The 26,544-nt window shown below is 58.5% G+C and carries 24 protein-coding genes and 5 pseudogenes; 19 read left to right on the top strand and 10 right to left on the bottom strand.

All coding sequences use genetic code 11. The features are described from left to right. The first annotated feature begins 40 nt into the window (after positions 1 to 40). The 4 genes from KY496_RS19375 (at position 41) to KY496_RS19390 (ending at position 5,703) form a co-directional block, all read left to right on the top strand. Positions 41 to 274, top strand: coding sequence for a hypothetical protein (locus KY496_RS19375; RefSeq protein ID WP_219862021.1), 234 nt, complete (start codon positions 41 to 43; stop codon positions 272 to 274). 4 nt (positions 275 to 278) lie between these two features. After that, entirely contained in the window at positions 279 to 1,094 is an 816-nt protein-coding gene (locus tag KY496_RS19380) for a plasmid recombination protein (RefSeq protein WP_219862023.1), read from the top strand. Positions 1,095 to 1,421: 327 nt separating this feature from the next. Then, positions 1,422 to 2,201 carry a Hachiman antiphage defense system protein HamA gene (locus KY496_RS19385; protein ID WP_219862025.1) on the top strand — a complete coding sequence of 260 codons (780 nt, stop codon included), beginning with the start codon at positions 1,422 to 1,424 and terminating at the stop codon, positions 2,199 to 2,201. A 259-nt stretch (positions 2,202 to 2,460) separates the two neighbouring features. Beyond that, positions 2,461 to 5,703: a DEAD/DEAH box helicase gene (locus tag KY496_RS19390; protein WP_229520313.1), complete on the top strand. Its 3,243-nt coding sequence runs from the start codon at positions 2,461 to 2,463 to the stop codon at positions 5,701 to 5,703. 60 nt (positions 5,704 to 5,763) lie between these two features. On the opposite strand, the gene KY496_RS19395 is transcribed toward KY496_RS19390, so the two are convergent. Both KY496_RS19395 and merR read right to left on the bottom strand, forming a co-directional pair. After that, positions 5,764 to 7,236, bottom strand: a complete 1,473-nt coding sequence (locus KY496_RS19395) for a hypothetical protein (protein ID WP_219862029.1) — start codon at positions 7,234 to 7,236, stop codon at positions 5,764 to 5,766. Between the two features lie 48 nt (positions 7,237 to 7,284). Then, positions 7,285 to 7,719 (bottom strand): Hg(II)-responsive transcriptional regulator, encoded by a 435-nt coding sequence (gene merR / locus KY496_RS19400; protein WP_005413398.1) that lies wholly within the window; start codon positions 7,717 to 7,719, stop codon positions 7,285 to 7,287. Positions 7,720 to 7,790: 71 nt separating this feature from the next. Here merR and merT point away from each other — a divergent pair, with 71 nt between their 5' ends. From merT to KY496_RS19445, 9 genes and pseudogenes are all read left to right on the top strand, one after another. Next, entirely contained in the window at positions 7,791 to 8,141 is a 351-nt protein-coding gene (gene merT, locus KY496_RS19405) for a mercuric ion transporter MerT (RefSeq protein ID WP_031623830.1), read from the top strand. A 15-nt stretch (positions 8,142 to 8,156) separates the two neighbouring features. Beyond that, entirely contained in the window at positions 8,157 to 8,432 is a 276-nt protein-coding gene (merP, locus tag KY496_RS19410; protein WP_005413396.1) for a mercury resistance system periplasmic binding protein MerP, read from the top strand. Between the two features lie 70 nt (positions 8,433 to 8,502). Next, positions 8,503 to 9,087 (top strand): tetratricopeptide repeat protein, encoded by a 585-nt coding sequence (locus KY496_RS19415; protein WP_200412083.1) that lies wholly within the window; start codon positions 8,503 to 8,505, stop codon positions 9,085 to 9,087. Positions 9,088 to 9,095: 8 nt separating this feature from the next. Further along, the gene (merC, locus tag KY496_RS19420; RefSeq protein WP_005413394.1) at positions 9,096 to 9,518 is read left to right on the top strand and encodes an organomercurial transporter MerC; all 423 of its coding nucleotides are present in this window, start codon (positions 9,096 to 9,098) and stop codon (positions 9,516 to 9,518) included. A gap of 38 nt (positions 9,519 to 9,556) precedes the next feature. Continuing rightward, positions 9,557 to 11,242 (top strand): mercury(II) reductase, encoded by a 1,686-nt coding sequence (gene merA, locus KY496_RS19425; RefSeq protein WP_005413393.1) that lies wholly within the window; start codon positions 9,557 to 9,559, stop codon positions 11,240 to 11,242. A 14-nt stretch (positions 11,243 to 11,256) separates the two neighbouring features. Beyond that, positions 11,257 to 11,895: an organomercurial lyase MerB gene (gene merB, locus KY496_RS19430; RefSeq protein WP_000761850.1), complete on the top strand. Its 639-nt coding sequence runs from the start codon at positions 11,257 to 11,259 to the stop codon at positions 11,893 to 11,895. 111 nt (positions 11,896 to 12,006) lie between these two features. Continuing rightward, entirely contained in the window at positions 12,007 to 12,372 is a 366-nt protein-coding gene (gene merD, locus KY496_RS19435; RefSeq protein WP_000995361.1) for a mercury resistance co-regulator MerD, read from the top strand. Next, entirely contained in the window at positions 12,369 to 12,605 is a 237-nt protein-coding gene (gene merE / locus KY496_RS19440) for a broad-spectrum mercury transporter MerE (protein ID WP_005413392.1), read from the top strand. The genes merD and merE overlap by 4 nt, the downstream gene beginning before the upstream one ends. Positions 12,606 to 12,653: 48 nt before the next feature. After that, positions 12,654 to 12,941: pseudogene (locus KY496_RS19445) on the top strand (DUF3330 domain-containing protein); the annotation flags it as partial. Positions 12,942 to 12,979: 38 nt separating this feature from the next. On the opposite strand, the gene KY496_RS19450 reads toward KY496_RS19445, so the two are convergent. Genes KY496_RS19450 through KY496_RS19465 form a run of 4 tightly spaced genes read right to left on the bottom strand, consistent with a single transcriptional unit; the run spans position 12,980 to position 17,459 of the window. Next, entirely contained in the window at positions 12,980 to 13,594 is a 615-nt protein-coding gene (locus tag KY496_RS19450) for a recombinase family protein (RefSeq protein ID WP_010981357.1), read from the bottom strand. Positions 13,595 to 13,654: 60 nt separating this feature from the next. Further along, positions 13,655 to 14,872 carry a TniQ family protein gene (locus KY496_RS19455; RefSeq protein WP_005413389.1) on the bottom strand — a complete coding sequence of 406 codons (1,218 nt, stop codon included), beginning with the start codon at positions 14,870 to 14,872 and terminating at the stop codon, positions 13,655 to 13,657. Beyond that, a complete protein-coding gene (locus KY496_RS19460) occupies positions 14,869 to 15,777 on the bottom strand; it encodes a TniB family NTP-binding protein (RefSeq protein ID WP_003830789.1) in 909 nt (302 codons plus the stop codon). Before KY496_RS19460 ends, KY496_RS19455 begins: the two co-directional genes overlap by 4 nt. Positions 15,778 to 15,779: 2 nt before the next feature. Next, entirely contained in the window at positions 15,780 to 17,459 is a 1,680-nt protein-coding gene (locus KY496_RS19465; protein WP_003830788.1) for a Mu transposase C-terminal domain-containing protein, read from the bottom strand. A gap of 216 nt (positions 17,460 to 17,675) precedes the next feature. Here KY496_RS19465 and KY496_RS19470 point away from each other — a divergent pair, with 216 nt between their 5' ends. Continuing rightward, on the top strand, positions 17,676 to 18,266 hold the full coding sequence (locus tag KY496_RS19470; RefSeq protein WP_109345554.1) for a recombinase family protein: 591 nt from the start codon (positions 17,676 to 17,678) through the stop codon (positions 18,264 to 18,266). Positions 18,267 to 18,560: 294 nt separating this feature from the next. Here the strand turns inward: KY496_RS19470 and KY496_RS19475 are convergent. Beyond that, positions 18,561 to 18,719: pseudogene (locus KY496_RS19475) on the bottom strand (IS3 family transposase); the annotation flags it as partial. A 132-nt stretch (positions 18,720 to 18,851) separates the two neighbouring features. Between KY496_RS19475 and KY496_RS19480 the strand changes: the two are divergent. The 4 genes and pseudogenes from KY496_RS19480 to KY496_RS19495 form a co-directional block, all read left to right on the top strand. After that, positions 18,852 to 19,019 (top strand): annotated as a pseudogene (locus tag KY496_RS19480) (IS5/IS1182 family transposase); the annotation flags it as partial. A 266-nt stretch (positions 19,020 to 19,285) separates the two neighbouring features. After that, entirely contained in the window at positions 19,286 to 20,371 is a 1,086-nt protein-coding gene (locus tag KY496_RS19485; protein WP_219862030.1) for a catalase family protein, read from the top strand. A 12-nt stretch (positions 20,372 to 20,383) separates the two neighbouring features. Beyond that, positions 20,384 to 21,082 (top strand): hypothetical protein, encoded by a 699-nt coding sequence (locus KY496_RS19490; RefSeq protein WP_219862032.1) that lies wholly within the window; start codon positions 20,384 to 20,386, stop codon positions 21,080 to 21,082. Between the two features lies 1 nt (position 21,083). Next, positions 21,084 to 22,460, top strand: coding sequence for a Dyp-type peroxidase (locus KY496_RS19495; RefSeq protein ID WP_219862033.1), 1,377 nt, complete (start codon positions 21,084 to 21,086; stop codon positions 22,458 to 22,460). 251 nt (positions 22,461 to 22,711) lie between these two features. On the opposite strand, the pseudogene KY496_RS19500 reads toward KY496_RS19495, so the two are convergent. From KY496_RS19500 to KY496_RS19515, 3 genes and pseudogenes are all read right to left on the bottom strand, one after another. Next, a pseudogene (locus tag KY496_RS19500) lies at positions 22,712 to 23,232 on the bottom strand (transposase); the annotation flags it as partial. A 37-nt stretch (positions 23,233 to 23,269) separates the two neighbouring features. Beyond that, a pseudogene (locus KY496_RS19505) lies at positions 23,270 to 24,675 on the bottom strand (IS3 family transposase); the annotation flags it as partial. Positions 24,676 to 25,103: 428 nt separating this feature from the next. After that, on the bottom strand, positions 25,104 to 25,748 hold the full coding sequence (locus tag KY496_RS19515; RefSeq protein WP_219862039.1) for an antitoxin Xre/MbcA/ParS toxin-binding domain-containing protein: 645 nt from the start codon (positions 25,746 to 25,748) through the stop codon (positions 25,104 to 25,106). A 135-nt stretch (positions 25,749 to 25,883) separates the two neighbouring features. Between KY496_RS19515 and KY496_RS19520 the strand changes: the two genes are divergently transcribed. Beyond that, positions 25,884 to 26,126: a helix-turn-helix domain-containing protein gene (locus tag KY496_RS19520; protein WP_109345544.1), complete on the top strand. Its 243-nt coding sequence runs from the start codon at positions 25,884 to 25,886 to the stop codon at positions 26,124 to 26,126. Positions 26,127 to 26,544 lie beyond the last annotated feature (418 nt).

Here is a 26,544-nt window from a genome sequence, read left to right on the forward strand (position 1 = left end):
CACGTGAATTCCTCGCGTTGGCGCAACTTAGGAATTAAATATGGCGATCAATACAACGACGACCCTGTCTCCATCTCTGGCTGCGCTCGCAAACGGCAGCGAGTTTATCCTTACCTCTGAATTGGCACGTTTGATCCGACGTGCAGAGCAGACCATCAGGAAGCACTTGTCAGAGAAGGGGCACTTCTTCGGCATTGTCCCGATGAAGCTCGGTAACAGAAATCAGTGGCGGGTTAGTGATGTGAATGCATTGCTCGTCGGCAATGTAGGTTGAGTCTATGGAGCGCTTTACGTCAGCTACAGGCTCTTCCTTGAATATGGAAGAGGTCGAAAGCCGTAGCCGCAATGCCGGCGCATACTCGAGTAAAAAACTCGGCGGCCGTGCCCACCTGAAGGTTGCACTTGAGCATAACACGCGAGAGCTTCTCGCGAAGCGGGGGCCATATGGCGGTATCAAAACCGATAAGGTTCGCGACAATTACATGTTGTTCGGCCCGAAGACCACGGCAGCTGCGATGGATATCGCCGATAAGATTGTTAGCTCGGCGGATACAGGTGGAAGAAAACTCAGAGAGGACGCGGTCTGGGGCATTGAGCTCGTCTTCACTTTCTCATCTGGATCAAACATCGATTTCCACCGATACTTTGAGGATTGCGTTCGGTGGGCGCAAGAAGAGTTTAAGGTACCGATGTTGAGCGCAGCAGTTCATCTTGATCAAGGCGTTCCACATTGCCATGTCATCCTCATACCGTTGGTCAATGGCAAGATGAATGGGGGTTGGCTACATGGCCACCCTGCTAAGTTGTCAGCCCGATTGTCACGATTTTATGCTCAAGTAGGCCAACGCTATGGTTTCATCCGGCCGAGGTCAAGGCAGAAGCTACCAGCCGAGCAACGTAACACGCTTTTTCAAAGGTGCGCTGATTTTTTGTCGGCGTCATCCACGTTGACTGGGAAGCAGATGGCAGCACTTCTCGAACCTTTCAAGCGGAATCCGCTCTCGTTGGCGGAATGCTTCGGGGTTATGTCTAAAGGGTCGCGTATTGAGCAAGGTTCGATGATCGATTTGCTTACCAGCCCGGCAGGAGCTTGAGTAGTCGCCAAGGAGAAGGCCCTAGCGAATAAAGCTTCGACCTTCTACTGCCTCCTTGGCTAACGCTGCTGATACCATGTGATGCTTACAACAGTACTTTTAAGAAAATTCACTTGGTTGTTGGCAAAGTGTTATTCTTATCATTTCGCTGCTCAGCTTACCTTCCGGTTGAAATATCACGGCGCAGCTTGGCTCAGAAAGAGCTGTACGTTCCTTATGAGCACACATCATGGAAGAGGCTGAGGCTATCACAACGCGGGCACATCAATGATCCAACTGTCTGCGTCCAGTTATGAGCTGTAGGGTCTATTCATTGACGGGGGCAGAGTGACGCAGTTCAACCAGTGGTGTGTTTCGGTCGATACACCTGTCGGGGCTCACGTCAGTCGAGTCATGACGGGTCAAGCAGCGAAGCTTTTGACCGGTGTGGAAGTAACAGCAGCGATCGTTCCAGGACATTATGCGTCAGAGGAACATGTAGCAAGAGCACTTGCTCGCCTCGGTAAGTCTGGTGCGGCCGAGCTAATTGAGGGCAAGCTTCCTACCACTAAGGAAATCCGCTCTGGTGACCTTGGCGAAATCTATGCGACAGAATGGATCGATGCACATAGCGGTGGCTACGGAGCCCCGATCAAGAGGCTACGCTGGAAAGACCATCGCAACATGGCAATGCGCGGTGAGGATGTCATTGGTATCCGTCAGGACCCACAAATGCGGCAGCTCTACTTTTTGAAGACTGAAGCTAAAAGCCGCGCTAGGCTTACTGGCCAAGTTCTCACTGAAGCACGTGCTGGCCTCGACAAGAACGGTGGCTTGCCATCTGCCCATGCCCTGACATTTATCTCGACACGTCTTCTTGAACTAGGGAATGAGCCGCTCGCTGATGCAATAGACGACGCCGTACTTAAATATGGCATTCCATCTCAAAATGTTCAGCATTTGCTTTTCACCTTCTCTGGTAATGCTCCTGATGCCTTCCTTGCAGCCTCTCTTCAAGCGTATGCAGGTCCATTTCATCAGTGGGCGGTTGGCCTTAGAGTAGAGGGGCACACTGCATACGTCAGCGCAGTTTATGATCGAGTAATTGCCAATGCCAACAACACCTGAAGCAATCGTAGCGGATATCACGGAAGCATCAGCGCCCGGCTTCAGGGGCCGCCTAATTGCACGTGGGCAGGCTCGTGCAATCATATGGCGCGATGGCGTGCTTCCTCCCGATGCCCCAGACTTTGCACCACAGCTGAGTTACGATCTGCACTCTTATGGCTATGCACTCCTTAGCCTTGGTCTTAGGCTTCGCGAGCTCGGCGGCGATGTCACGCGGGCGCGCATCGCGTTTGAGCAAGCCGCGACTGCACTAGAAGCTGTGATCGCTAAGGGAGATCGCCAAGAGGTCGATCGTGACTTTCACTTCGTCATGGCGGCGGCGAGCTATCATCTTGCGCACCTCTCCGCCCGCGCTTACTCCCTGCTCGCGATCGTTGAAGGCGATGAGAACTTCTCACCGATAGAAAGAGTATTGGCCCAGCTAATGAGGCGGAACTTGGGGACGTTGCGTACAAGCGTCCTTAATTATCGGGCTTCTGACGAAGGCAGCGACGCTCGAATTACTGCGGCCATCCAAGCTAATCTTGATCAGGCAGAGAACATTGCTGAGCGCGTCGATGACAGCAGCGACTTCCTCTTCGACGGCCTCGACACTGCGCTTACCGATGCTTTCATGGCAGCGATGTCGTTGTTCCTTCTTGCGCTGGAACGCGGCGAGCGACCGCTGCTCGATCAGGCGTTGGAACGCCTTCGGACGAGTCTTGCCATTTGTGGCGAGTTGAATATGTTGCCGCAGTGGTGGGCGCACCGTATCGCGATCCATCTCCTGCCAGATCTATGGTCGAGCACCTTCCATGAGAAAGTGCCACTCCGGCCTACAGGGGGCGATGCTGCCGACTGGCCGAAACTTCGTGAATTGTTTATCGCGCTACTTCAACGGCGTGCCAAAGCGGAGATTGACCTTTGGCCATCGCAGATCGATGCGGCGAGCCGCGCTGCCGATCAGTCAGACGATCTGGTGGTTTCCCTTCCAACAAGCGCTGGTAAGACGCGCATTGCTGAGCTGTGCATTCTTCGCTGTCTGGCCGGCGGAAAGCGCGTGTTTTTCATAACGCCGCTCCGTGCGCTTTCAGCTCAGACGGAAACTACTCTGCAGCGAACGTTCGGTCCACTTGGGAAGACAATATCGGCGCTTTACGGGAGCATAGGAGCCAGCGGTTTCGACGAGGATGCGATTCGGAAACGGGATATCGTAGTAGCAACCCCGGAGAAACTCGACTTCGCACTACGTAATGATCCGTCCCTTCTCGATGACGTTGGCTTACTAGTTTTCGATGAAGGGCACATGATCGGCATAAATGAGCGTGAAGTTCGCTATGAAGTTCAAATTCAGCGCCTTCTACGCCGTCCCGATGCACATGGGCGGCGGATTGTGTGCCTTTCAGCGATCTTGCCCGACGGTGACCAGATCGACGACTTCGCTGCATGGCTGCGTCGTGATCATCCAGGCGGCCTAATCAAGAACGATTGGCGGCCGACGCGCCTGCGGTTCGGCGAGGTCGTGTGGACATCGCCTAAGGCTCGGTTGAACCTTCGGGTTGGTGAAGAGCGTCCATGGGTTCAGCGCTTCCTTACCGGTGCCGCGCCACCAAATTGGGTTCCACCAAAACGTCGCCGAGCACGTCTCTTCCCCGACGATCAATGCGAACTCTGCTTGGCAACTGCGTGGCGCTTGGTGGAAGATGGGCAGACTGTTCTGATTTTTTGCCCAGAGCGGCGAAGTGTCGAACCTTACGCCGATGTGGTCGTTGACCTTCATGAACGTGGCGCACTACGGACACTGCTTGAAGCGGATCCCGCAGTCCTTAACACCGCAATCACGCTCGGAGAGGAATGGCTGGGGCCGAACAGTGCAATTCTTAAATGCCTTCGCTTGGGTGTCGCTTTACACCATGGAGCCCTGCCAACCGCCTACAGAAAAGAGGTCGAGCGTCTGCTACGTGATAACGTACTTAAGGTGACTATCTCCTCGCCGACCCTAGCTCAAGGACTCAATTTGTCGGCCACGGCAGTCATAATGCACTCCCTCCACCGCCACGGCCAGAAGATTGACGTTTCTGAGTTCAAAAATGTGATAGGACGAGCTGGGCGCGCCTACGTCGACGTTGAAGGTATCGTACTCTTTCCTATGTTCGACGATATCGTGAAAAAGCGGCAAAATTGGGAGGGGCTTATTACCGATCTTGGTTCTCGCGAAATGGAAAGTGGTTTGGTCCGGCTAGTCTGGACACTGCTGCTGCGCATGCATGCAAGGATCGGCGGTGATGCTCATCATCTAATAAACTATGTCGTCAATAACGCGGCCGCCTGGACGTTCCCTGAGGTCGCGAACGAGGCTCCAGAAGTTCGCGAGCGCGCACTTGCCGAATGGGAGCGTCATCTTGCGACGCTCGACACGGCTATCCTCAGCCTAATTGGAGAAAATGATATTCCTGACGAGGGAATTGAGGGGGCTCTGGATGACATCCTTCAGTCCTCTCTGTGGCATCGGCGCCTGCTGCGTCACAACGAAGAGGTGCAGCAGGTTCTTGAGGCGGGCCTTGTAGCTCGCAGCCGATTTATATGGAGCCAGTCAACGGCAGCGCGCCGCCGAGGGTATTTTTTGGCAGGAGTTGGATTAACGACTGGACATGCACTCGACGCAATTGCAGCGGAAACTAATCTCCTCTTGGTGGAAGCCAACACTGCTATTTTGGTAGGGGACTCAGAGACTGCGATTGGTGCCATTACGGCTCTTGCAGGGCGGGTCTTCACCTTCTATCCGTTTGTGCCTGACCCCATGCCCTCAAATTGGAAAGACATCTTGCGCGTTTGGCTACTAGGCCAGCCTCTTGCCGCTATCGCTGCCGGTCAGGAATCGGAAACTTTGCAGTTTGTTGAGGGAGGACTAGTATATCGTCTGCCTTGGGCCATGGAGGCTATCCGTGTCCGGGCAGCTGCGAATGGCGACACGATTGGCCCTCTTGGCTTGTCCCTTGAAGACCATGAGCTTGGTCTTGCTGTCCCTGCCATCGAAACCGGTACGCTGCATCGCTCCGCGTCGATCCTTATTCAGGCGGGCTTCAACTCCAGACTGGCTGCCATAAAGGCTGTCACAGATACCGGTGCAACCTTTCAATCAGGCCAGGGGCTTCGAGAATGGCTTAGTTCAGAAGCAGTGATGGCATGGAGTGCTCAGCCAGATTGGCCGACATTAGAGACGAAGGCGATATGGACGAATTTTGTACAAAGTTTTGTTCTACATGAGAACCTTGTTTGGGAAGATCGTCGGTATTGGGCAGATGTGAGATGGCACAGCGCACCACCGCCACCAGGTATGCCTGTCCAAATTCATCATTGGGCCGGCCAGCCCCATGTTCTATCGACAGATGGCAAAGCACTTGGCATTGTGCAGGCAGCAATCTCCCCTCAACGAGCAGGGCTTTTACGTGCCCAAGTAGCTCAAGAGGGCGGGCGCATCGATGTTACTTATTTGGGGCCCGCCGACCTATCTAATACTTAGCGTAAGCTTGCACTGGCATATAGACGCCAGTAGTCACGACCAACGCTGTCATAGCCAATGTCACGTTTTGTATAAACTGTTATCTTTGGCTGAAGCCTCTTGGTCGTTCCAAATTTTTAGCACAGGCGAGAACATGTCGAAATGGCAGTTCGTTTCTTCGACTGTATCACCAAGTTTCACGCTATCGTTCGGACGGAGAATTTCTGCCTCTAAAGAGAAGCTCCGATCCTTTGTACTTGCCATTAAGATTAAGATTTCGCGTTTAGTCGGAACGTCTGATGGGTATTGAAAAGGATGGGCGGGGTCAAGCCGTGCATGCCATGCTTCGCCTATGTGCATAATCGCGTCAGCCTTTTTGTGTTGCACGATGCTGGCTACGTCTCGCATCAACATATATTTCGCTGCACGATTACCGTACATTAGTTGCATGGCGTGAACTATTTTGCTGTCTCGGAAGAGAATGACTAGCGGAATGTGATACCCGTCTTTCTCAATAGCTCGTCTTGCGTGTGCAAACAGCATGGCCGCATGTCCTTCCAAAGTTGAAGGCTGGACATTAGGCCGCTCAATTCTGTATCGCGCTGTCACCGCAACTTCTAGCGTTTCATCGCGTTTGACGACCTTCTTGAGCATCTTTAGGGAAGCACACTCTTTCAGAGAAATCGTCATTTGAATGATTTCAGGACGATGACTCATGCAATTTGGGCTCTCGCCCAACTTGGTATCTACATCGGCATCGTGAATGTTAGGAGCCGACCAAGGTGTAAGCAACCAGTGCGTGCAAGCATCAGCCAGAACTTGTGACAACACTGTATATGCGTGTGCTAACGCATCGAGCAACTCTCTACTTGGCAAGGTGTTCGCAACCCATCGTCTCTCAACCCGCAAGACGCCATGCTCAAATACCTGGCCCACAAGATAAAAAGGCGGAACTTTGCTGAAGAGCGTCTTAAGGCTGTCAAATAAGCTGCCATCTATGCTACTTTCTTCAAACCGGTCGTTATAGGACGCGATTATCTTAGCTGTCATCTGACTGTAGGTTGCTAAGTCCCCCGCTTTCTCGATGTGGTTCCGCGCCTCAATAAGCCACCGCAAGATAGAGTCCGAACGCATCTTATCCTGCTGAGGCCTATACCATGCATCAAAACCGTCCAGCGATCTCTTGCTTGCCTGTAACATGAACGTAACAGTTCGCAGCGTCTGTATGCACGCTTGCATTGCCATTCGGAATTCCTCTGGGTCGAAGTAATTTTCCTGCGCGACGTGCCAATAACGATGTGCTTCATGCAGACGCTTGAACGCAGTATCGAGAACAGAAGGATTTGGCAAATCTTTACTTTGGTTTTCCATGTCAGCAAGAAGGCTAGGGCCATAGCCTGTACAGTACGTTCGCATGCACCCGGGTGTCAATAAACGACCGTTTTTGAACATGGTACAACGATCCCATGCTGAGATGTCCATAAAATAGGGGTTTGATTTTTGAGCTGTCATTTTCAGAAGGTGACTGCACGGAATATCAAGAGTCGGCTGCACAGTCTTTTCTGATCTGTGGTCGTCTCAGAAAACGGAAAATAAAGCACGCTAAGCTGTGGAAGCCCCTGCCAAGCTCGTTCCACCTTGCAACGACGCAATCAGCGGACACGAAACATTCCCCTGCCGCGAATGGCAGGCGCACACCAGGTCAGACAGCACAGCCTCCATGCGCGCCAAATCGGCCATCTTCTCGCGCACGTCTTGGAGCTTGTGCTCGGCCAGGCTGCTGGCCTCCTCGCAGTGGGTGCCATCGTCGAGCCGCAGCAACTCGGCGATTTCATCCAGGCTGAAGCCCAACCGCTGGGCCGATTTCACGAATCGCACCCGTGTCACGTCCGCCGCGCCATAGCGGCGAATGCTGCCATAGGGCTTGTCCGGCTCGGGCAACAAGCCCTTGCGCTGATAGAACCGGATGGTCTCCACATTGACCCCGGCCGCCTTGGCAAAAACGCCAATGGTCAGATTCTCAAAATTAATTTGCATATCGCTTGACTCCGTACATAACTACGGAAGTAAGCTTAAGCTATCCAAACCAAATTTGAAAGGACAAGCGTATGTCTGAACCACAAAACGGGCGCGGCGCGCTCTTCGCCGGTGGGCTGGCCGCCATTCTTGCGTCGGCCTGCTGCCTGGGGCCGCTGGTTTTGATCGCCTTGGGGTTCAGCGGGGCATGGATCGGCAACCTGACGGTGCTGGAACCCTATCGCCCGATCTTCATCGGCGCAGCGCTGGTCGCGCTGTTTTTCGCCTGGCGGCGCATCTACCGCCCGGCGCAAGCCTGCAAACCGGGTGAGGTCTGCGCGATTCCCCAAGTGCGAGCTACTTACAAGCTCATTTTCTGGATCGTGGCCGCGCTGGTCCTGGTCTCGCTCGGATTTCCCTACGTCATGCCATTTTTCTATTAATCACAGGAGTTCATCATGAAAAAACTGTTTGCCGCCCTCGCCCTCGCTGCCGTTGTTGCCCCCGTGTGGGCCGCCACCCAGACCGTCACGCTGTCCGTACCGGGCATGACCTGCTCCACCTGCCCGATCATCGTCAAGAAGGCGATTTCCAAGGTCGAAGGCGTCAGCAAAATTGACGTGACCTTCGAGACACGCGAAGCGGTTGTCACGTTCGATGATGCCAAGACCAGCGTGCAGAAGCTGATCAAGGCAACCGGAGACGCGGGCTTTCCGTCCAGCGTCAAGCAGTAAATCTACCCGGAAAGCGATGATGAGTAACTTGTTTAGATACGGACGTTCGTCCGTCGTAAGCGGCCTTCTGATGCTCATGAGCGTCGGTGCGTTGGCCTATGACTTCAAAAGGATGGAGGCGGCCATCGAGTCGCTCTCGCCTACCACGCAAAGCGAATGGGAGCGCAAGGCCACAGCGGGTGAACCCATTGCGCAGAACGTCACCGGCATGGCGTACAAGTACGGCATCGGCGTCGCGCAGGATCAGGCAGTCTCGTGGAAGTGGTTCCGCTCAGCGGCAGAGCAGGGCGAGGCGGACGCCCAGTTCAACCTCGCGCGCATCTACGAAGGGCATGCCAACGACACCTTCTATCGTCGCCACGCACGGCCTGTGCCCGCTGACGACAGCGAGGCCGTGAATTGGTACCGCCGCTCCGCTGAGCAGAACCACACACAGGCGCAAGTTAAGCTGGCACAGCTGTACGCGAAGGGCGTCGCTCCGGCCGCGTCCGATCTGGTCCAGGCGTACAAGTGGTTCGGCATCGCCGCCGCCCGCGGCGACGAGACCGCGGTCAAGCTGCGCGCCGAGCTTGCGGCCAGATTGACACGTGAGCAGATCGCGGACGGCGATGCTCAGGCTATGGAATGGACAAGAAGTTCCAGTGTTAAGCAGTGAGCGACATCATGGGCTTGATTACACGCATCGCCGATAAAACCGGAGCGCTCGGCAGCGTCGTTTCCGCGATGGGCTGCGCGGCTTGTTTCCCAGCCATCGCCAGTTTCGGCGCGGCCATAGGGCTGGGCTTCCTGAGTGAATACGAGGGCCTGTTTATCTCCAGGCTATTGCCGCTGTTTGCCGCCATCGCCCTGTTAGCAAACGCGCTGGGCTGGCTGAGTCATCGTCAATGGCACCGCAGCCTGCTCGGCATGATCAGGCCGGCCATCGTATTCGCGGCCACGGTTTGGCTTCTCGGCAACTGGTGGACGGCGAACCTGATGTACGTCGGTCTGGCCTTGATGGTCGGGGTGTCGATCTGGGATTTCGTCTCGCCGGCACATCGCCGCTGCGGCCCGGACGGCTGCGAACTGCCACCACAACATGGCTGACGGAAACGACCGTCGCCGACAACAGAGAAGGAACAAACATGACCACCCTTAAGATCACCGGCATGACCTGCGATTCGTGCGCTACGCACGTCAAGGAAGCCTTGGAGAAAGTGCCCGGCGTACAGTCGGCCGTCGTGTCCTACGCCAAGGGCGCGGCCCAACTCGACCTTGACCCCGGCACCGCATCGGACGCACTGACTGCCGCCGTGGCCGGACTCGGCTACAAGGCAACGTTCGCTGATACCTTATCGACGGACAACCGCGCCGGGCTACTCGACAAGGTACGCGGCTGGATGGGGACCGCCGACAAGGGCAGCGACGGTGAACGCCAGTTGCAGGTCGCCGTGATCGGTAGCGGCGGCGCTGCAATGGCGGCGGCGCTGAAGGCCGTCGAGCAAGGCGCGAAAGTCACGCTGATCGAGCGCGGTACTATCGGCGGCACCTGCGTCAACATCGGCTGCGTACCGTCCAAGATCATGATCCGTGCCGCCCACATTGCGCATCTGCGCCGTGAAAGTCCGTTCGACGATGGCATCGCGGCTACTGTGCCGGCGATTAACCGCAGCAAACTACTGGCCCAGCAGCAGGCGCGCGTCGATGAGCTGCGCCACGCCAAGTATGAAGGCATCCTGGATGGCAACCCGGCCATCACCGTTCTGCATGGTGAAGCGCGTTTCAAGGATGACCAAAGCCTTACCGTCCGTTTGAACGATGGCGGCGAGCGCGTCGTGGTGTTCGATCGCTGCCTGGTCGCCACTGGTGCCAGTCCGGCCATTCCGCCCATCACTGGTTTGAAAGGCACGCCGTACTGGACATCTACCGAGGCCCTAGTGAGTGACACCATTCCCGAACGCCTAGCCGTGATCGGATCGTCGGTGGTGGCGCTGGAACTGGCGCAAGCCTTCGCCCGGCTGGGCAGCCAGGTCACGATCCTGGCGCGCAGCACACTGTTCTTCCGCGAAGACCCGGCCATCGGTGAGGCCGTCACAGCCGCCTTTCGTGCCGAAGGAATCAAGGTTCTGGAACACACGCAAGCCAGCCAGGTCGCCTATGCGGACGGCGAATTCGTGCTGACCACAGGGCACGGCGAAGTGCGCGCCGACAAGTTGCTGGTCGCTACCGGCCGCACGCCGAACACGCGCAGCTTGGCGCTGGAAGCGGCGGGTGTCGCCGTCAATGCGCAGGGAGCCATCGTCATTGACAAGGGCATGCGCACCAGTACGCCACACATTTATGCCGCAGGAGACTGCACTGACCAGCCGCAATTCGTCTATGTGGCAGCGGCCGCCGGCACCCGTGCGGCCATCAACATGACCGGCGGAGACGCTACGCTCAATCTGACCGCGATGCCGGCGGTGGTGTTCACCGATCCGCAGGTCGCCACTGTGGGCTACAGCGAGGCGGAAGCGCACCACGACGGGATCGAGACCGACAGCCGCCTGCTAACACTGGATAACGTGCCGCGTGCGCTCGCCAACTTCGACACACGCGGCTTTATCAAGCTGGTAATCGAGGAAGGTAGCGGACGACTCATTGGGGTACAGGCAGTGGCCCCGGAAGCGGGCGAGCTGATCCAGACGGCGGTGCTCGCGATCCGTAACCGCATGACCGTACAGGAACTGGCTGACCAGTTGTTCCCCTACCTGACGATGGTCGAGGGGCTGAAGCTCGCGGCGCAGACCTTCACCAAGGATGTCAAACAATTGTCCTGCTGCGCAGGATGAAAGGAGATGGAACCATGAAGCTCGCCCCATATATTTTAGAACGTCTCACTTCGGTCAATCGTACCAATGGTACTGCGGATCTCTTGGTCCCGCTACTGCGGGAACTCGCCAAGGGGCGTCCGGTTTCACGAACGACACTTGCCGGGATTCTCGACTGGCCCGCTGAGCGAGTGGCCGCCGTACTCGAACAGGCCACCAGTACCGAATATGACAAAGATGGGAACATCATCGGCTACGGCCTCACCTTGCGCGAGACTTCGTATGTCTTTGAAATTGACGACCGCCGTCTGTATGCCTGGTGCGCGCTGGACACCTTGATATTTCCGGCGCTGATCGGCCGTACAGCTCGCGTCTCATCGCATTGCGCTGCAACCGGAGCACCCGTTTCACTCACGGTTTCACCCAGCGAGATACAGGCTGTCGAACCTGCCGGCATGGCGGTGTCCTTGGTATTGCCGCAGGAAGCAGCCGACGTTCGTCAGTCCTTCTGTTGCCATGTACATTTCTTTGCATCTGTCCCGACGGCGGAAGACTGGGCCTCCAAGCATCAAGGATTGGAAGGATTGGCGATCGTCAGTGTCCACGAGGCTTTCGGCTTGGGCCAGGAGTTTAATCGACATCTGTTGCAGACCATGTCATCTAGGACACCGTGATCGGATATCGACCCAATGTTCTACGGCACCGGCATCGGATTCGCAGCGCGCGGATTGAACTCGGCGAAACGGTATATGCATTGCCGTGAACCGACCAAAAGGAGGTGTTCGATGAACGCCTACACGGTGTCCCGGCTGGCCCTTGATGCCGGGGTGAGCGTGCATATCGTGCGCGACTACCTGCTGCGCGGATTGCTGCGGCCAGTCGCCTGCACCACGGGTGGCTACGGCCTGTTCGATGACGCCGCCTTGCAGCGACTGTGCTTCGTGCGGGCCGCCTTCGAGGCGGGCATCGGCCTCGGCGCATTGGCGCGGCTGTGCCGGGCGCTGGATGCGGCGAACTGCGATGAAACTGCCGCGCAGCTTGCTGTGCTGCGTCAGTTCGTCGAACGCCGGCGCGAAGCGTTGGCCAATCTGGAAGTGCAGTTGGCCGCCATGCCGACCGCGCCGGCACAGCATGCGGAGAGTTTGCCATGAACAGCCCCGAGCGCATGCCGGCCGAGACGCACAAACCGTTCACCGGCTACCTGTGGGGCACGCTGGCCGTGCTGACTTGCCCCTGCCACCTGTCCATCCTCGCTGCCGTGCTGGCCGGCACAACCGCCGGTGCATTCCTTGTCGAGTATTGGGTCATCACGGCGCTCGGTTTGACCGGCCTGTTTCTTCTGTCACTGGCGCGGGCGTTGCGGGCATTCAGGGAAAGATCATGAGCGCTTCCCGGCCGGATGGATGGACTACGGCGGAGGGCCCAAGCGTTCGAGCGCGGGCAAGGCTTTCTGTTCGCAAAGCCGATGCCGGCGGCGGCATTCGCCGTCTTCGTCAGTCAATGGAGGGGTGCCACCATGAATGCAAATGATCCGACCGCCACCAGTTGCTGCGTGTGCTGCAAGGAAATTCCGCTCGATGCCGCCTTCACACCGGAAGGCGCGGAGTACGTCGAGCACTTCTGCGGGCTGGAGTGTTATCAACGTTTCCAGGCGCGGGCCAGCACTGCGACCGAAACGAGCGGCGAACCGAACGCTTGCGGTTCGCCGCCGTCAAATTGAGACAAACCACGCTTTCGCTACGTCGCCTCATGTCGGCATCAAATTCGGCTGAGTAGCTTCTCGCCATCTGGACGTAGCTCGCCCTTGGGTGAAATATGCCGATACAGGGTCTGCCGCGTGATGCCAAGTTCCTGGCACAGGTCGCCGACCTTGGTCTCTGACTGCCCCATTGCCGCCATCGCCAGCCGCAGCTTGGCGGCGGTCATCTTGAACGGCCGGCCGCCTTTCCGGCCGCGTGCCCGTGCTGAGGCCAGGCCCGCCACGGTGCGCTCGGCGATCAACTCGCGCTCGAACTCGGCCAGCGCGGCGAAGATACCGAAGACCAGCTTGCCGGCGGCGGTCGTGGTGTCAATGGCCGCGCCGTGCCCGGTCAGCACCTTGAGGCCGATGCCGCGTCCGGTCAGGTCATGGACGGTATTGATCAGATGGCGCAGGTCGCGCCCGAGCCGATCCAGTTTCCAAACGACCAACGTGTCGCCTGGCCGTAGTGCCTTCAGACAGCTCGCCAGACCGGGACGATCCTCGCGTTTTCCGGACGCTTGGTCTTCATAGAGATGCGCCGGATCAACACCGGCCGCGACCAGCGCATCGCGCTGCAAGTCCGTCGCCTGGGAGCCATCCGCCTTCGATACTCGCATGTAGCCAATCAGCATCTTGTACCTGTCACATATACGTTCGATTATGTGACAGTTTGCATCGGGAAGCTCTGCACGTCAAAATTTGTCACTTAACCCGTCATTCTGTCTAAGGCATGCAAAGGGTAGGCTAGGCTCATAATGTGACAGAAATTCCGGGGGGATGCCTTCCTTCGCGAAGGTGGCGCGCAACTGTTCCAAGGAAGCGGGGTCGCGCCGACCATAGGAAGCCAACGCGAACAGCGAGCGTGCCGTCTCGGGGTTGTGTCGTGCTTCAATGATGGCCTCATCAATGGCCTGGATTGCACGCTGCCAGTGATCGACGGGTTCGGGCTTCGGCGCTTTCGCCGGCAGGCCACTGGTGAACCCGGTTTGGGGCTCGGACCAGAATAGCTTTGCGTGCTCGCCTGGCGGGCTTATATCCCTCACCTCAATCAAGCTGATTGCCGTTGCCGCCGCCTCCAGCATCTGCAACCGTACTGCCGGGTTCAGGGTTTCATACGGTCGCCACAGACTTTGCCCAGCACGCAGCGGATGCCCGCAGCATTCCCAGATTTGGCGGAGATACCCCGCGTAGGTGCCGCACGTCGAAAGCGGGGTGTTCAGCTCATCGAGCAGCGTGCGTAGCAGCCTAAACCACAATCCGGCGTGGATGCGTCGGCGCGGCAACTCCACGTGGCCGGTCGTCAGTGCCTGCCAGGTACGCTGGTCCATCGCCGCAATCGCGTCGCTGGCAGTGCGCGGTTCGGCGTCGGCGTTCTCCCAGCCGAGAAACCGCCCTGGCACGCCCCAATAGGATTCCAGCCAGCAGCCATGCAGTGGGCAGCTCAGCATCAGGGGCAGCTTCCACGCGAGCAGTACGGCTTGGTTCTCCGGATCGTTCAGGCAGAGCGGACAGGCGCGGTGTATCGGTTGGGTGGGCAGCCAGGCACGCCAGCTCGTGATGGATCGCGTCTTACGGCGGAGTCTCGGCAGCAGTACCGAGAGCTGGAACGCATAGGTTTCCAATGCGGCTGGAATCTGATCATCAAGGCTGTCCAGTAGCCAAGGCACCCAGCCGGCGAAACTCATGCAGCGCAGCCGATCCAGCTCGATACCGCTCCGCTGGAAGAGCATCATCAGCAGCGACAGTGGTGGCGCGGTATCCAGGTCATCAACCTGGCCGTGACCAAGATCGTGCTCCAGCAGGTCGGACACCTCCATGTGATAGCAAAGGGCCACGCGGTTGAGCCATGAAGACAAGGCTTCGCCTTCCTTGGGAGCCGGATGCAGCGGCCAGCGTGGCGCTGGCTTCACATCAGTTCCCGCTCGAATTGCCGACGCCGCTCGCTTGGGCCGGTGTAATCGGCCATGCTGAGCGTGCGGTGGTTGATCGCTTCCTCGCCGCTCTCCACGGCGACGAGGGCCGCCGCCATCAGCAAGTGCGCCAGTTCGCCGATGGTGCCCTCGCTGCGTGTGAGCAGGTAGCGGGCCATGTCCAGCGTGGCAATCGACGAGGGTCGCCGCAATGGAAGCGAAGCGGCGAAGCTGGCCAGCAGTGAGCAGCAATCGTCGTTGGCCTCCCACACCGGCAGCATCATGGGCTCGAAGCGGTTTTCCAATTGGTCATCCGAGCGGATGGCCAGGTAGGCGTCGCGCGTGCCGACCCCGACCAATGGGATGCGCAGCTCATTGCCGAGGAAGCGCAGCAGGTTGAGAAATTCCCGCCGGTTGACGCTGTTGCCGGCCAAGACGTTGTGCAGCTCGTCGATCACCAGCATGCGCACGCCGACCTTGCGCAGCAGTGCCAGCGCCAGTTGCTCCATTTCCGGCAGCCGTGGGCGCGGGCGCAATGGTGCCCCCATCGCGGCAAGTAGCGCGACGTAGAAGCGGATCACCGACGGTTCGGACGGCATCTGCACGACCAGCACCGGCATGTGTTCCTGGTCCGCGTCGGAGCTGGCCGGATGCGTGCGCCGGAATTTCTCGATGATCATCGACTTGCCGTTGTTGGTCGGGCCAACCAGCAGCAGGTTGGGCATGCGTTGCTTGTTTGGCCACGCATACAGGGTTTCCAGCCGGTTCAGCGCCTCGACCGCGCGCGGGTAGCCGATCCAGCGGTCGGCGCGAAGGCGCTGGATGCGCTCGTCCGCCGGCAGCCGAGCCAGCCCCTGTGCCGCTGGCAGCAGGTGTGACAAGTCGATGATGGGATATTCGTCCACGGCTACCACTCCTCGATCTGGTCGAACGGTTTGGCCGGAGGCAGGTTGTCTGCCTGCGGATCAGCAACGTCCGTTTTCGGCGGAATCGGCTTGTCCGGCGGAGGCGATGCCTTGAGGTGCTGGCGTCGATCCGCGTCGCGCCGCGCCTTGCGCGTGGCCTTCTGTGCGGTGGTCACGATCTCGCGCATCTGCCCGATCATGCGGAACAGCGCCGACTCATCCACCTGTTCGCGTCCCTGCTGCCGCAATTTCGTCAGCGCCTGCCGTTGTTCCCAGAGGGTGACAGCCGGGTGCGACAAGGTACGGTAGGGGATTTCCAGGTAATGCTGCCCCTCCGGTTCCAGCACCCAGATACGGCTGATGTCACGCGGGTCGCGCCGGATCAGGAAAGCGGGCAAGCGGTCGCGTCGTGCGATCCACGGTTTGAGCGCATCGGCGTAGTAGTGAATGTGGTCGATGACAAAGCCGGTGCGAGTCAGAGTACGGCGAATGATGGGCAGGAAATCGACCAAAAAAGCCAAGGCGCGGGTGACGACAGCCGGTACACCGACACGCGCCACGGCTTCTGACCAGCGCGCCGCCGGCGGCTGAAGCAGGCCGTTGTGCACAGAGCCGTGATAGGTGCCCACCGCCAACGTGAGCCAGCGCTCCAGCTCACGCAATGTCAGGGCGGCCTTGTTTTCGGAATCGTAGTCCCCGCGCTGGTCAGGGTTGGAGAAGGTCGTCCCTGGCAATTCATCGTGGATCATCTGCATCGCCGTACCGATGATCCGTTCCACGATGCCGCCGTAGTGCGGCTGCCCTGGCGGACGATAGTCCAACCGGATGCCGTGCTGCTCGCAGCCACGGCGCAGCGCCTCGCTCTTGAACTCGGCCGCGTTGTCCAAGTAGAGCAGCCTGGGCTTGCCGCTCATCGGCCAATCCATTTCTATATTCAGACCCTCCAGCCAGGGACGCTTGTCGCAGGCGACATGCACAAGGCACAGGCCGACCGAAACAGATGACGGCGCTTCCAGCGTGACGACCATGCCGAGCACGCAGCGGGTAAACACGTCGATGGCGATGGTCAGATACGGACGGCCAATCGGTTGCCGGTCGCGCTCGTCCACCACGATCAGGTCGATGACCGTGTGATCAATCTGCACTTGTTCCAGTGGCGCGGTCACGGCGGGAGGCTCACCACCGACACCTTGCAGGCTGCGGGACGCATCCTGACCTTCCCGGCGGCGAGTGGCCTTGAGCGGGTCGAGGCCGGCGATCCGCAGGGCCAAAGTGTTGCGCGCCGGCACCCGTAGCTTTTGCGCTTTGCAAGCCTGCGCGACCTCGCGGTGGAACGCCGCCAGGCTACGCTTCTGCTTGGTCAGGAAGCGCTTTTGCAGCAACTCGCGGATGATGCGCTCAACTGATTCCGGCAAGCGTCCCTTGCCTTTTCCGCCGCCGGACTGGCCGGGAACCAGGTCCGTCACAAACCCAGCACCTTGCCGGGCACGCCGGATCAGGACATACACCTGCCGCCTGGATAGGCCCAGCGCTTGAGCAGCGGCATCGGCGGCTTCATGCCCAACCACTTCAAGCGCTGCCAGCGGCCCGATGATTTCGGTCCGGTGCCGGGCCTGTGCCCATGCCGCATCGGGCAGGGTGGCCACGCCCTGCTCGGCAATTGGTAATGTGTCTGACGCCATGCTCACACCTCGCTTTGGTGCACACGAGTATTGAGCATAGTCGAGATTGGTGCAGATGACTTCTGATATTGCGTGGTCAGGAGCCGACTGCACACCTGGCGTTACGCCCCGTCAATTGGTGCAGTCGTCTTCTGAAAATGACATGAGCATGTTCAAATGTAAAATTAGCGTTATTGAACAGGATCGAGCACTGTTGCATAACGGAGAGATGGGAAGATGGCAATTTTTGGCTATGGGCGAGTCAGCACCAAAGAACAGACGACAGAGAATCAGCGACGTGAGATTGAGACGGCCGGCTATGAGGTTAATTACTGGTATGCTGACGAGGGCGTGTCGGGGAAGGTCTCAGCGCTACTGCGTCCGCAGTTCGCCAAGATGCTCGGACAGATCCGAGACGATGAGACCCTAGTAGTGACAAAGCTGGATCGCCTTGGCCGTGATGCTCAGGACGTCGGCGCCACTATCAAGGCCCTAACAGCGCGCCGCATCCAGGTCATCGTCCTGCAACTAGGGAAGCTGGACCTTACCAGCGCTGCGGGCAAGTTGATGCTAACTATGCTCGCGGCTGTGGCTGAAATGGAGCGCGACCTGCTGGTTGAGCGAACCCAGTCTGGCTTGGCCCGGGCAAAAGCAGAAGGGAAGACGCTGGGGCGCCCAGCCAGCACTACCGACGAGCAGCGCTCTGCAATGGCGAGACAACACCAGGCCGGCGCTTCGATCAGCGCCCTGGCGCGCACCTTTGGTATTTCTAGGGCTAGCGTCATGCGGATAGTAAAGCCGGCCAATACTGCAGATGTTCCTACTTGAGGTTTCTTTAGGGTGTGTGTGTGCGGCTTTGCTCTACAACCGTCTCAAGCTGAACTAGCAAATCCTCGACATCCCCATTCTTGCCCCAGATCCGCTGTATAAGACAGCTTGTATGCCTGCGCCGCAGCGGGATGCCAGTGCCACTTCGGTAATCGCCCTCACGCGGGCGCGCGCACTGGTCCGAGTTGGCGGCCGCAGTACATTACAAGTACTGGCGAAAAGCTATCGAGCGCTGCACGTGGTTCGTTGCTGCCCTTGGTAATGCCAAGCGTTGTAGCACAAACGTCACCCTTACTGGCATACCCAGCGACGCAGCGTTTCAGGTACGCAGCCGATTTCGTCTGCGATGGATTCGATCGCAGTCCACTGCGAGCTGTACTCGTTGGCGGTCTCGCTGACCATGCACACGGCGCGTTGGATGACTTTGGGCGAATACTTGAGTTGCGTCTTCATGACTCTATTCCCCTGAGCAATGGAGCAGCTCAGAATTCGGGACGATTCAGAAAGATTGCATCTTCAAAGTTAGTGAGCGCTAGTTAGCGCGACGGTTAGTGCAAGATCGTCGCTTACTCATTAAGAGCGCCTAACGACATCCTGTACGCGACGCGCAAGCTGGGCCGGGCGATCTGGAAGAAATGGAGCGGCTACTATCGACGAAGTCTTGTCGAGACCAATATGCGATGCTTCAAGCTGCTGGGTGAGCGCGTGATGGCACGCGACTTTGACCATCAAGTGGCCGAGTTACAGGTGTGAGCAGCTGTCCTAAATCGCTTCACTCGGCTGGGCACTCCGATTACGGTCCCAGTGTTGTAAGACTGACTAGAAAATGCGTCAGCTCGGCCCGCGCCCGATTTATTCAACAAAGCCCAATAGATGAATCAACAAACGAGGTCCGAAAGATCAGGCAGCAGTTGCGTCAAGCTTTACGATAGAGTGTTCACTCGGTTGCACTGCAACAAATTATCTCCTAACATACACTTTCATGATGCTTTTAATGCAACTTTTTAAGGAGTGTCGCTGTGCGTCCTTTGCCCTATGCCCCTGATGTAGAAACGGTTTCTGAAGACGAAGCACACCTGACAGACCAGATCGTTGAACAGATGGCGGCCGCCAACCGCTGCGCCTTCGAGCGTCACCGTCACGCAGTCCGCGACGCCCATGCCAAGTCCAATGGCCTGCTGATTGGCGAACTAGCGGTGCATGCGAATTTGCCGCCCGAGCTGCGTCAGGGGATTTTCGCCGAGGCGCGCAGCTACCACGTTGTCGCGCGCCTATCCTCGGCACCCGGCGACATCCACTCCGACAAGATTCCGGCACCGCGCGGCTTTGCGCTCAAGGTGATGGGCGTGGAGGGCGAGCGCCTGTCGCCCGGCATTGCTGGCGCCAACCAAGACTTCCTGATGGTGAACTTTCCGGTGCTCGCCTTCGGCACCATCCCCAAGTACAAGCAGATGCTAGCGCTGCTCGAAGCCAATTCACATGCGCCGGATACCTTCCAACGGCTGGTGGCTGGCACCGCGCGTGGCGCGAAAGAGCTAGTGCAGGCACTGGGTATGGAACCAGGCGCAACGCTCGAAGGATTGGCGCGCGATAATTACCATCCGCTCGGCGAGACTTACCACACGCAGGCGGCGATCCGCTTTGGCGACTACATTGCCAAGCTCGCGCTCGCGCCCAAGTCTGCGGAGGTGCGTACGTTAACAGGGCAGCCTCTGACAGAGGTGCATGATGCCTGCATGCGCGACGCCGTCAGCGCCTTCTTTGCCGAGCATGGCGCCGAATACGAACTGTCGGCGCAGTTGTGCGTCGATCTGACGGCGATGCCGGTCGAAGACGCCGCCGTACGATGGAGCGAGGAGCGTTCGCCACACTGCCCTATCGCCACGCTGCGCTTCCCTCCGCAACCGACTGCGACGCCGCAGCGCCAAGTGTATGGCGACGATGTCCTTTCCTTCAATCCTTGGAATGGCATTCAGGCCCATCGTCCGCTGGGCGGCATCATGCGCATCCGGCGCGCGGCCTACGAACGTTCGAGCGCGTATCGCCATGCGATGAATGCGCGTCCGCGCACCGAGCCATCGCAGCTTTCCGACATTCCAGACTAAGGAGCCCATGATATGATCGACAAGACCACCGACCCACGCCTCGACGATGAAACCTGGCTGGAGGAAATCAGGCGCCGCATTGATGCGGTGGCGCACGACGCCCCGCACTTGGCAAAGATCGCACTGGAAGCGATGGTACGCAAACACAATCCCGACCTGAAAGGCAGCGCCAGATCGGCTGGGCGGGCGGGCAAACAGTCCGGCAACGTTTCCGAGCTGACGGCCATTGCACCGCTCAAGCCGGGCGGTGCCGACCGGCTGCGTCGCATCTTCGATCTCACCAACGGCAATATGGATGGCGCGCAGCGCGTCTCCACCTTGCACGACATGCGCTTCGTCTTCTTCGACAACGATACCCGCATCCTGTTTGCCACCACTTATGACGGCGACTGGGACAGCTATATCAACGATTTTGCGACCAAGATTCCGGAATTGATGGACCTGTTGTTCGCGAACGTGGAAGGCTGGCCTGGGATCGCCAGTCCGCAGGTGAAGGACTTCATCGCATCGCACCAGATCGACGCCGCTGGCTGGTTCGTCGCCAATCCGCAGGTGACCGTGGTCGATACCCGCCGCTACCAGCGTATGGAAAAGGCGCTGAACATCTTCTTCGACGTCATGGCCGCGCACCCTCCTGCGAGCGAGACGACACGCATGGCGCTGGACACGCTCACAGCCGCGATCTCGCAGCCGGAAGGGGTGGATTACTGACATGAGCCTGCTCAACGATCTAAAAGCGCGCTTCCAGCGCGAACGGGTGACGCTGCCACTGGACGACATCCAGGCCTTGATCCTGCGTTCCCGTCCGGAACCCTACGTCGGCATTCACGCGATGCTGCATTTCGACGATGCGGAAGGAGGGCGCGACCTGATCCGCCGCCTCGCCGCCCACATCCCTTCCGCAGCCGACTGGACCGACGACCGCGACGCCTGGACAGGCGCCGCGCTCAGCTTCCAGGGCCTGAAGGCACTGGGCCTGCCGGGATCATCGCTGGCGAGTTTTCCCTTACCTTTCCAACAAGGCATGGCAGCACGCGCAGAGCAGTTGCGGGACGTCGAGGACAATGCGCCCGAACACTGGGATGAAGCGTTTCGCCCCGGCGCCTGCCACCTGGCGCTGACGATCTATGCGCGCGACGAAGCCGCGCTCGAAACGGCGCGCGCCAAGGCCATGGGCGAACTGGCGCGCTCGCACGGCGTGACCTTGGTCGGCACCCACGCATTCGGCGCCGATGCCGATGCCAAAAACCCCTTCGGCTTTCGCGACTCAATTTCGCAGCCTGCCGTTGAAGGCAGCGGCGTCGATGCGCTACCGGGCCAGGAGCGCGCGATCGCGGCCGGTGAATTCATCCTCGGCGAAAACAGCGAGACCGGGGCGCCAGTGGCGATGCCCAATCCGCCCGAGTTAGGACGCAATGGTTCTTTCGTGGTGCTGCGCAAGTACGCCAGTCAGGTGGGCGCGTTTAACGACTTCGTGCGTAGCCAGGCGGCCAGTGAATCTGACGAAGAGCTGCTTGCTGCTAAGCTGGTCGGCCGCTGGCGTAGCGGGGCGCCACTGATCCTGGCGCCGGGGCGCGACGATCCGGCACTGGGCGCCGACCCGAACCGCAACAACGATTTCGATTTTTCGACGGATCCGCGCGGCCTGGTCTGCCCGCATGCGTCCCACATGCGGCGCCTGAATCCGCGCGACAGCAGGCTGACGATCCTGACCGATGTGAACATCCACCGCATTATCCGGCGGTCCTCGACCTTCGGCCCCAAATGGAGTCGCGAGGTAACGGCGGCAGACGATGCACGGAGCGAGCGCGGCATCTTCTTCATCTTCATCAGTGCACGTGCCTATGACACCATCGAGTTTCTTCAACAGGAATGGATCAACCGCGGCAATTTCATCGACTTGGGCACGGAGCGCGACGCTATCGTCGGCCTGCACGAGACGCCTGGCAGTTTCACGCTGCCGCAGTCGCCAGTGCGGCGCCGGTTGGACGGCGTGACTACGTTCAACCAGCTCAAGGGCGGCGAGTACCTGTTCATGCCCTCGCTGGCAGCGTTACGCTGGATCGGCGAGGCTGGTTGGGCGCGTTAATAATCTGCGGAACAGGAAGCTGCAACCGTTGGCCCGTAGGCGTAGGAAGACTGCTTCACGGATGCGCCGCCAACCGTCGGCTTGCAGCCACTCTTGAAGAGGATTCTAGTGAATACCTCGAATTTAAACTCCATACACTAGAGAACCCGATAATATGGTTTCTAATGTCGAAGAAGAACGAATGCGTCCTGACGTATTCTTGATGTGCCAGAGGCGTATCCGGCGTTTGTCAACGTAGTTGTCGCGTCAACTCAAGCGGCGCACTGTACTGCTTCTGGCCGAATCCTTTCCGGATTCAACCAGACCTGACTCTCCAGTGTCCAGTTCCTAATCCCCGCGACCAGAGCTGCGGATGGCGGTTGCGGGCATCGTCATAAACCTGCTCCCGGCGTTTCAGAATCGCCGTGTCCTGGCCGTTGTGACGCTGTGCTGGCGTCACGAATTTCAGGCCACTGTGCTTGTGCTCCTGGTTGTACCAGCGCACGAATTTCTGCGTCCATGCCTGCGCTTGCTCCAGGCTCGCAAACGGTTTTCTCGGGTAGTCTGGCTGGTATTTGCAGGTGCGGAATAGCGATTCGGCATAGGCATTGTCGTTGCTCACACGCGGCCTGCTGAACGACGGCGCCACACCAAGTTGCTCCAGGGTGGCCAACATGGTCGCCCCTTTCATGGCGCTGCCATTATCTGAATGGAGCAACAAGGAACGGCCTGCCAGTCCTTCGGCCAGGCTGGTCCGGCGCATCAGCCGTGCGGAACGTGCCAATGAATTTGAAACACCTGGTGGAATCGTGAGAGTCTAAATTTCCTGTTCAGGCGGCTTTTTTCTCCGTGGCTGGCGGGTTGATCCACGCTGCTGTCGGCAGCTTGGGCTGTCGCGGTACGCGGTGCTTGAAGCGGCTTGGCGTGCGCCGGTAAGCGTTCTCCAGGGTTGCCTGACGCAGCTTGCGAATCTCGGCGGCACGGCCGGTATGGACGCTTTCAGGAGTCATCATCCCGATGCCGGAATGGCGGTGCTGCTGGTTGTACCAGGTGAAGAAGGTGGCGCAGTGGGCGCGTGCGTCAGCGAGCGAACCAAAGCGCGCCGGGAAGCCGGACTGGTACTTCAAGGTCTTGAATTGCGCCTCGGAATACGGGTTGTCATCCGACACGTAAGGGCGGCTGTGCGATTTGGCGATGCCCAGATCACACAGCAGTGTAGCCACCGGCTTGGAGCGCATGCTGCTGCCGCGGTCGGCATGCAAGGTCAGCGTACCGGGCGGAATGTTTTCTTTTGCGGCGCTGTCGGCGATCAGCTGTTCGGCCAGTTCGGCGGTCTCCTGCTCGGCCACCATCCAGCCGACAACGTAACGGCTGAAGATGTCGAGAATGACGTACAGGTGGAAGCAGGTGCCCCGGACCGGCCCCTTGAGTTTGGTAATGTCCCAGCTCCACACCTGGTTCGGCGCAACGGCCAGCAGTTCCGGCTTGGTGTACTCCGGATGGCGCAGCTGGTTGCGACGGTCACGCACGGCAGCACAGCCTTGCAGCAGGCGGTACATCGTGCGGACCGACGCCACGTAGCGACCCTCGTCGAGCAGTTGGGCGTGGATGGCGGCCGGCGCACAGTTGGCAAAGCGCGGGCTGTTGAGCACCTCCAGCACGACGCGCCGCTCATGCTCGGACAACGCGAGCGGTGGACGTCGGGCCGGCACAGCCGGCGTCACGGGCGGTAATGAACAAACCCGTTGCGCGGTGCGATGACGATACAGCGCGCTGCGCGGCAGCTGCAACGCGCGGCAGGCTGCGGCCACGCCAACTTCGCCAGCCAGGTGATCGGCGGCGCTGATCACTTCGGCTCGCTCGGAGTGTCGGCGGTACTCAGCCCCAGCAGGGTGGAAAGTTTTTTTTGGACGTCGATGATCAGGTCGGCCTTGGCCAACTTATCGCGCAGGCGCGCAACCTCGGCTTCCAGGTCGCGCACTTTGCGGTCCTGAGCGGCAGTTGGGTCGACCTTCGGGCCACGCTTGCGCTCGAGGACCTGGGACGCCGCAGCGGCCTGGCGTTGCTTGCGCCAGGTGGCCAGATGAGACGAATAGATGCCTTCGCGGCGCAGCAAGGCACCGATGTCGCCAGGGGCCGTGCAGGCGTCGGCAGCGGCAAGGATGCGCAGCTTCTCGGCGTTGGAAAAGGTGCGGCGCTTGGCGGCGGGAACGACCTCGGGATCGGGACGGGCCGTCGGTGCTGCTGGACTCCTGGGTCTACAGGAGTGCTAATTTGATGCTTTCGGCTGTGCATGTTGGGGACCTACCGCTGTACTCTAAATTAATCGGGTAGGTGTCTCAAGTTATATTGGCACAGGGGGGTTGCGCTCGATCAATCCCGTTGTCGCTTAGCTAGCCTGATGAGAAGGCGCTCTTGTTTAGATTTGGGGCGGAAGTACTCGCGTACATGCCAACGAACAAGGTCAAAAAACTTGAGTCCCGGTTCTGGCTCTGGTGGATCAGGCAGGCGAGGCATCGGTCCATGCCATCCACCGTACCGATGCACAGATTTAAATGTATCAAATTCGTCCAACGGATTGATCTCTATATCGTTTACAGGGTTGCAAAACAATGTGATGAGCACGTATGACAAGCTCAATAGATTGAAAAGACGCGGAGCACGTCAATCAGCCTGCTCAAAACGTTCTTCAAGCAACTTCTCAACTAAGTTACAACCTTCTGCAGTTTGAATGACATCAACAGGCCTATCGTGGCCTAGGCCAACCTTAGGGCTCTTCAGCCAAGTGGCTGCGGCATGGCGATCGCCAAAAAGTTGCGTTGCACGATCGTAGATGGCTTGTGCGCGCGTTAGCGTTCCTGGGTCCTCGCCAGCTGATGTGCGAGCATCTGCCTGTGACGAGACGGGCGTCGCTACAGATGAAAAGAGCGGCTGAGGTTCGTGCTCGAATTCGCCAAACTCTTCTTTATCTAGATGCAACCCCTCTTTATGTGGATCTTGCGACTCGTAATCTTCCTCTTCCAAGGAGCGTCTGCCTTTGCAACGAGGGAAAGCTGTACAACCCCAAAATTCTCCTCTGGCTGAGGGCCGGAGTATCATCCGAGAACCGCACATGCTGCACTGCGGCACTCGTTCCGCTACGTAATCCCGCATCCGTTTAGCTTTCTGAACGAAGGATTCAAGCTCTGGCGTCACCTCGCCCTCGACCACCCATTCTTGTAGCCCCTTATCGAAGTAAGCGCCATGACGCTTGGCAAAATCTTCTACCGCTGGGGTGATCTCAGCGAGGATGGTTATCTTCTTTGTCATTGATGCGTTCTCTCTCTTCCAAAAAGGAAGCACAGTGAAAAATTAGCTAAGACACGCATGCACAGATGCCTTCCTGCACGGCATTGAGGTACATGTACCGTCGCCTGTGTTGGATTATAGCTAGATCATTCGGCTGTGCCAAACCTCTCCCAACATCGTCAGACCAGTGAGCTAGTCGCGCTTGGAGCTGCGATCAAGAGCTTCCGTATGAGCAAGAAGATCTCTCAAGAGGATCTGGCGCTCATCGCTGGCGTGGACAGGAGTTATCTAGGCAGAGTAGAGCGCGGCGATAACAACGTGGCAATCCTTACGCTCCATCGAATAGCGCGTGCGTTGGATGTATCCTTGGCTGAGCTGTTTCGACAAGCCTGCCTATAAATCCGGCAGCTACAGCGGATCGTTAGCCTGTGGACAAGTAAGTTGGCTCGCAACGACCGGCTTCCCATTTGTCAATTTTGCCAAACGAGGAAAGAGAAATTTTCTACACTGCCTCTTGAGAACAGCCAGCAGACTGCGTGTATCTGGCATTGCATTTACGAAAAGATCATCCCATTTGCCATTTTTGCCAAATGGGATGCCTAAGCACGACTCTACAGACGTCAGCACTAACCGACAATTTCGCGAGCATGACTAGGCGCTTGTCTGACGAGCTAGATGCAAAGGGTTGTTGTGTACGAATACAGCCATGTAGACGGCGGGAAGTTGAACGCAGAGCCGTCAAGTGAGCACGGCTGGGTTACATGGCGGTTACATTAGACTCAGAAAGCAAAAAGCCCAACGCTAAATGCTGGGCTAA

The sequence above is a fragment of the Massilia sp. NP310 genome (assembly GCF_019443485.1).
Classification (GTDB): Bacteria; Pseudomonadota; Gammaproteobacteria; order Burkholderiales; family Burkholderiaceae_D; genus Telluria; species Telluria timonae.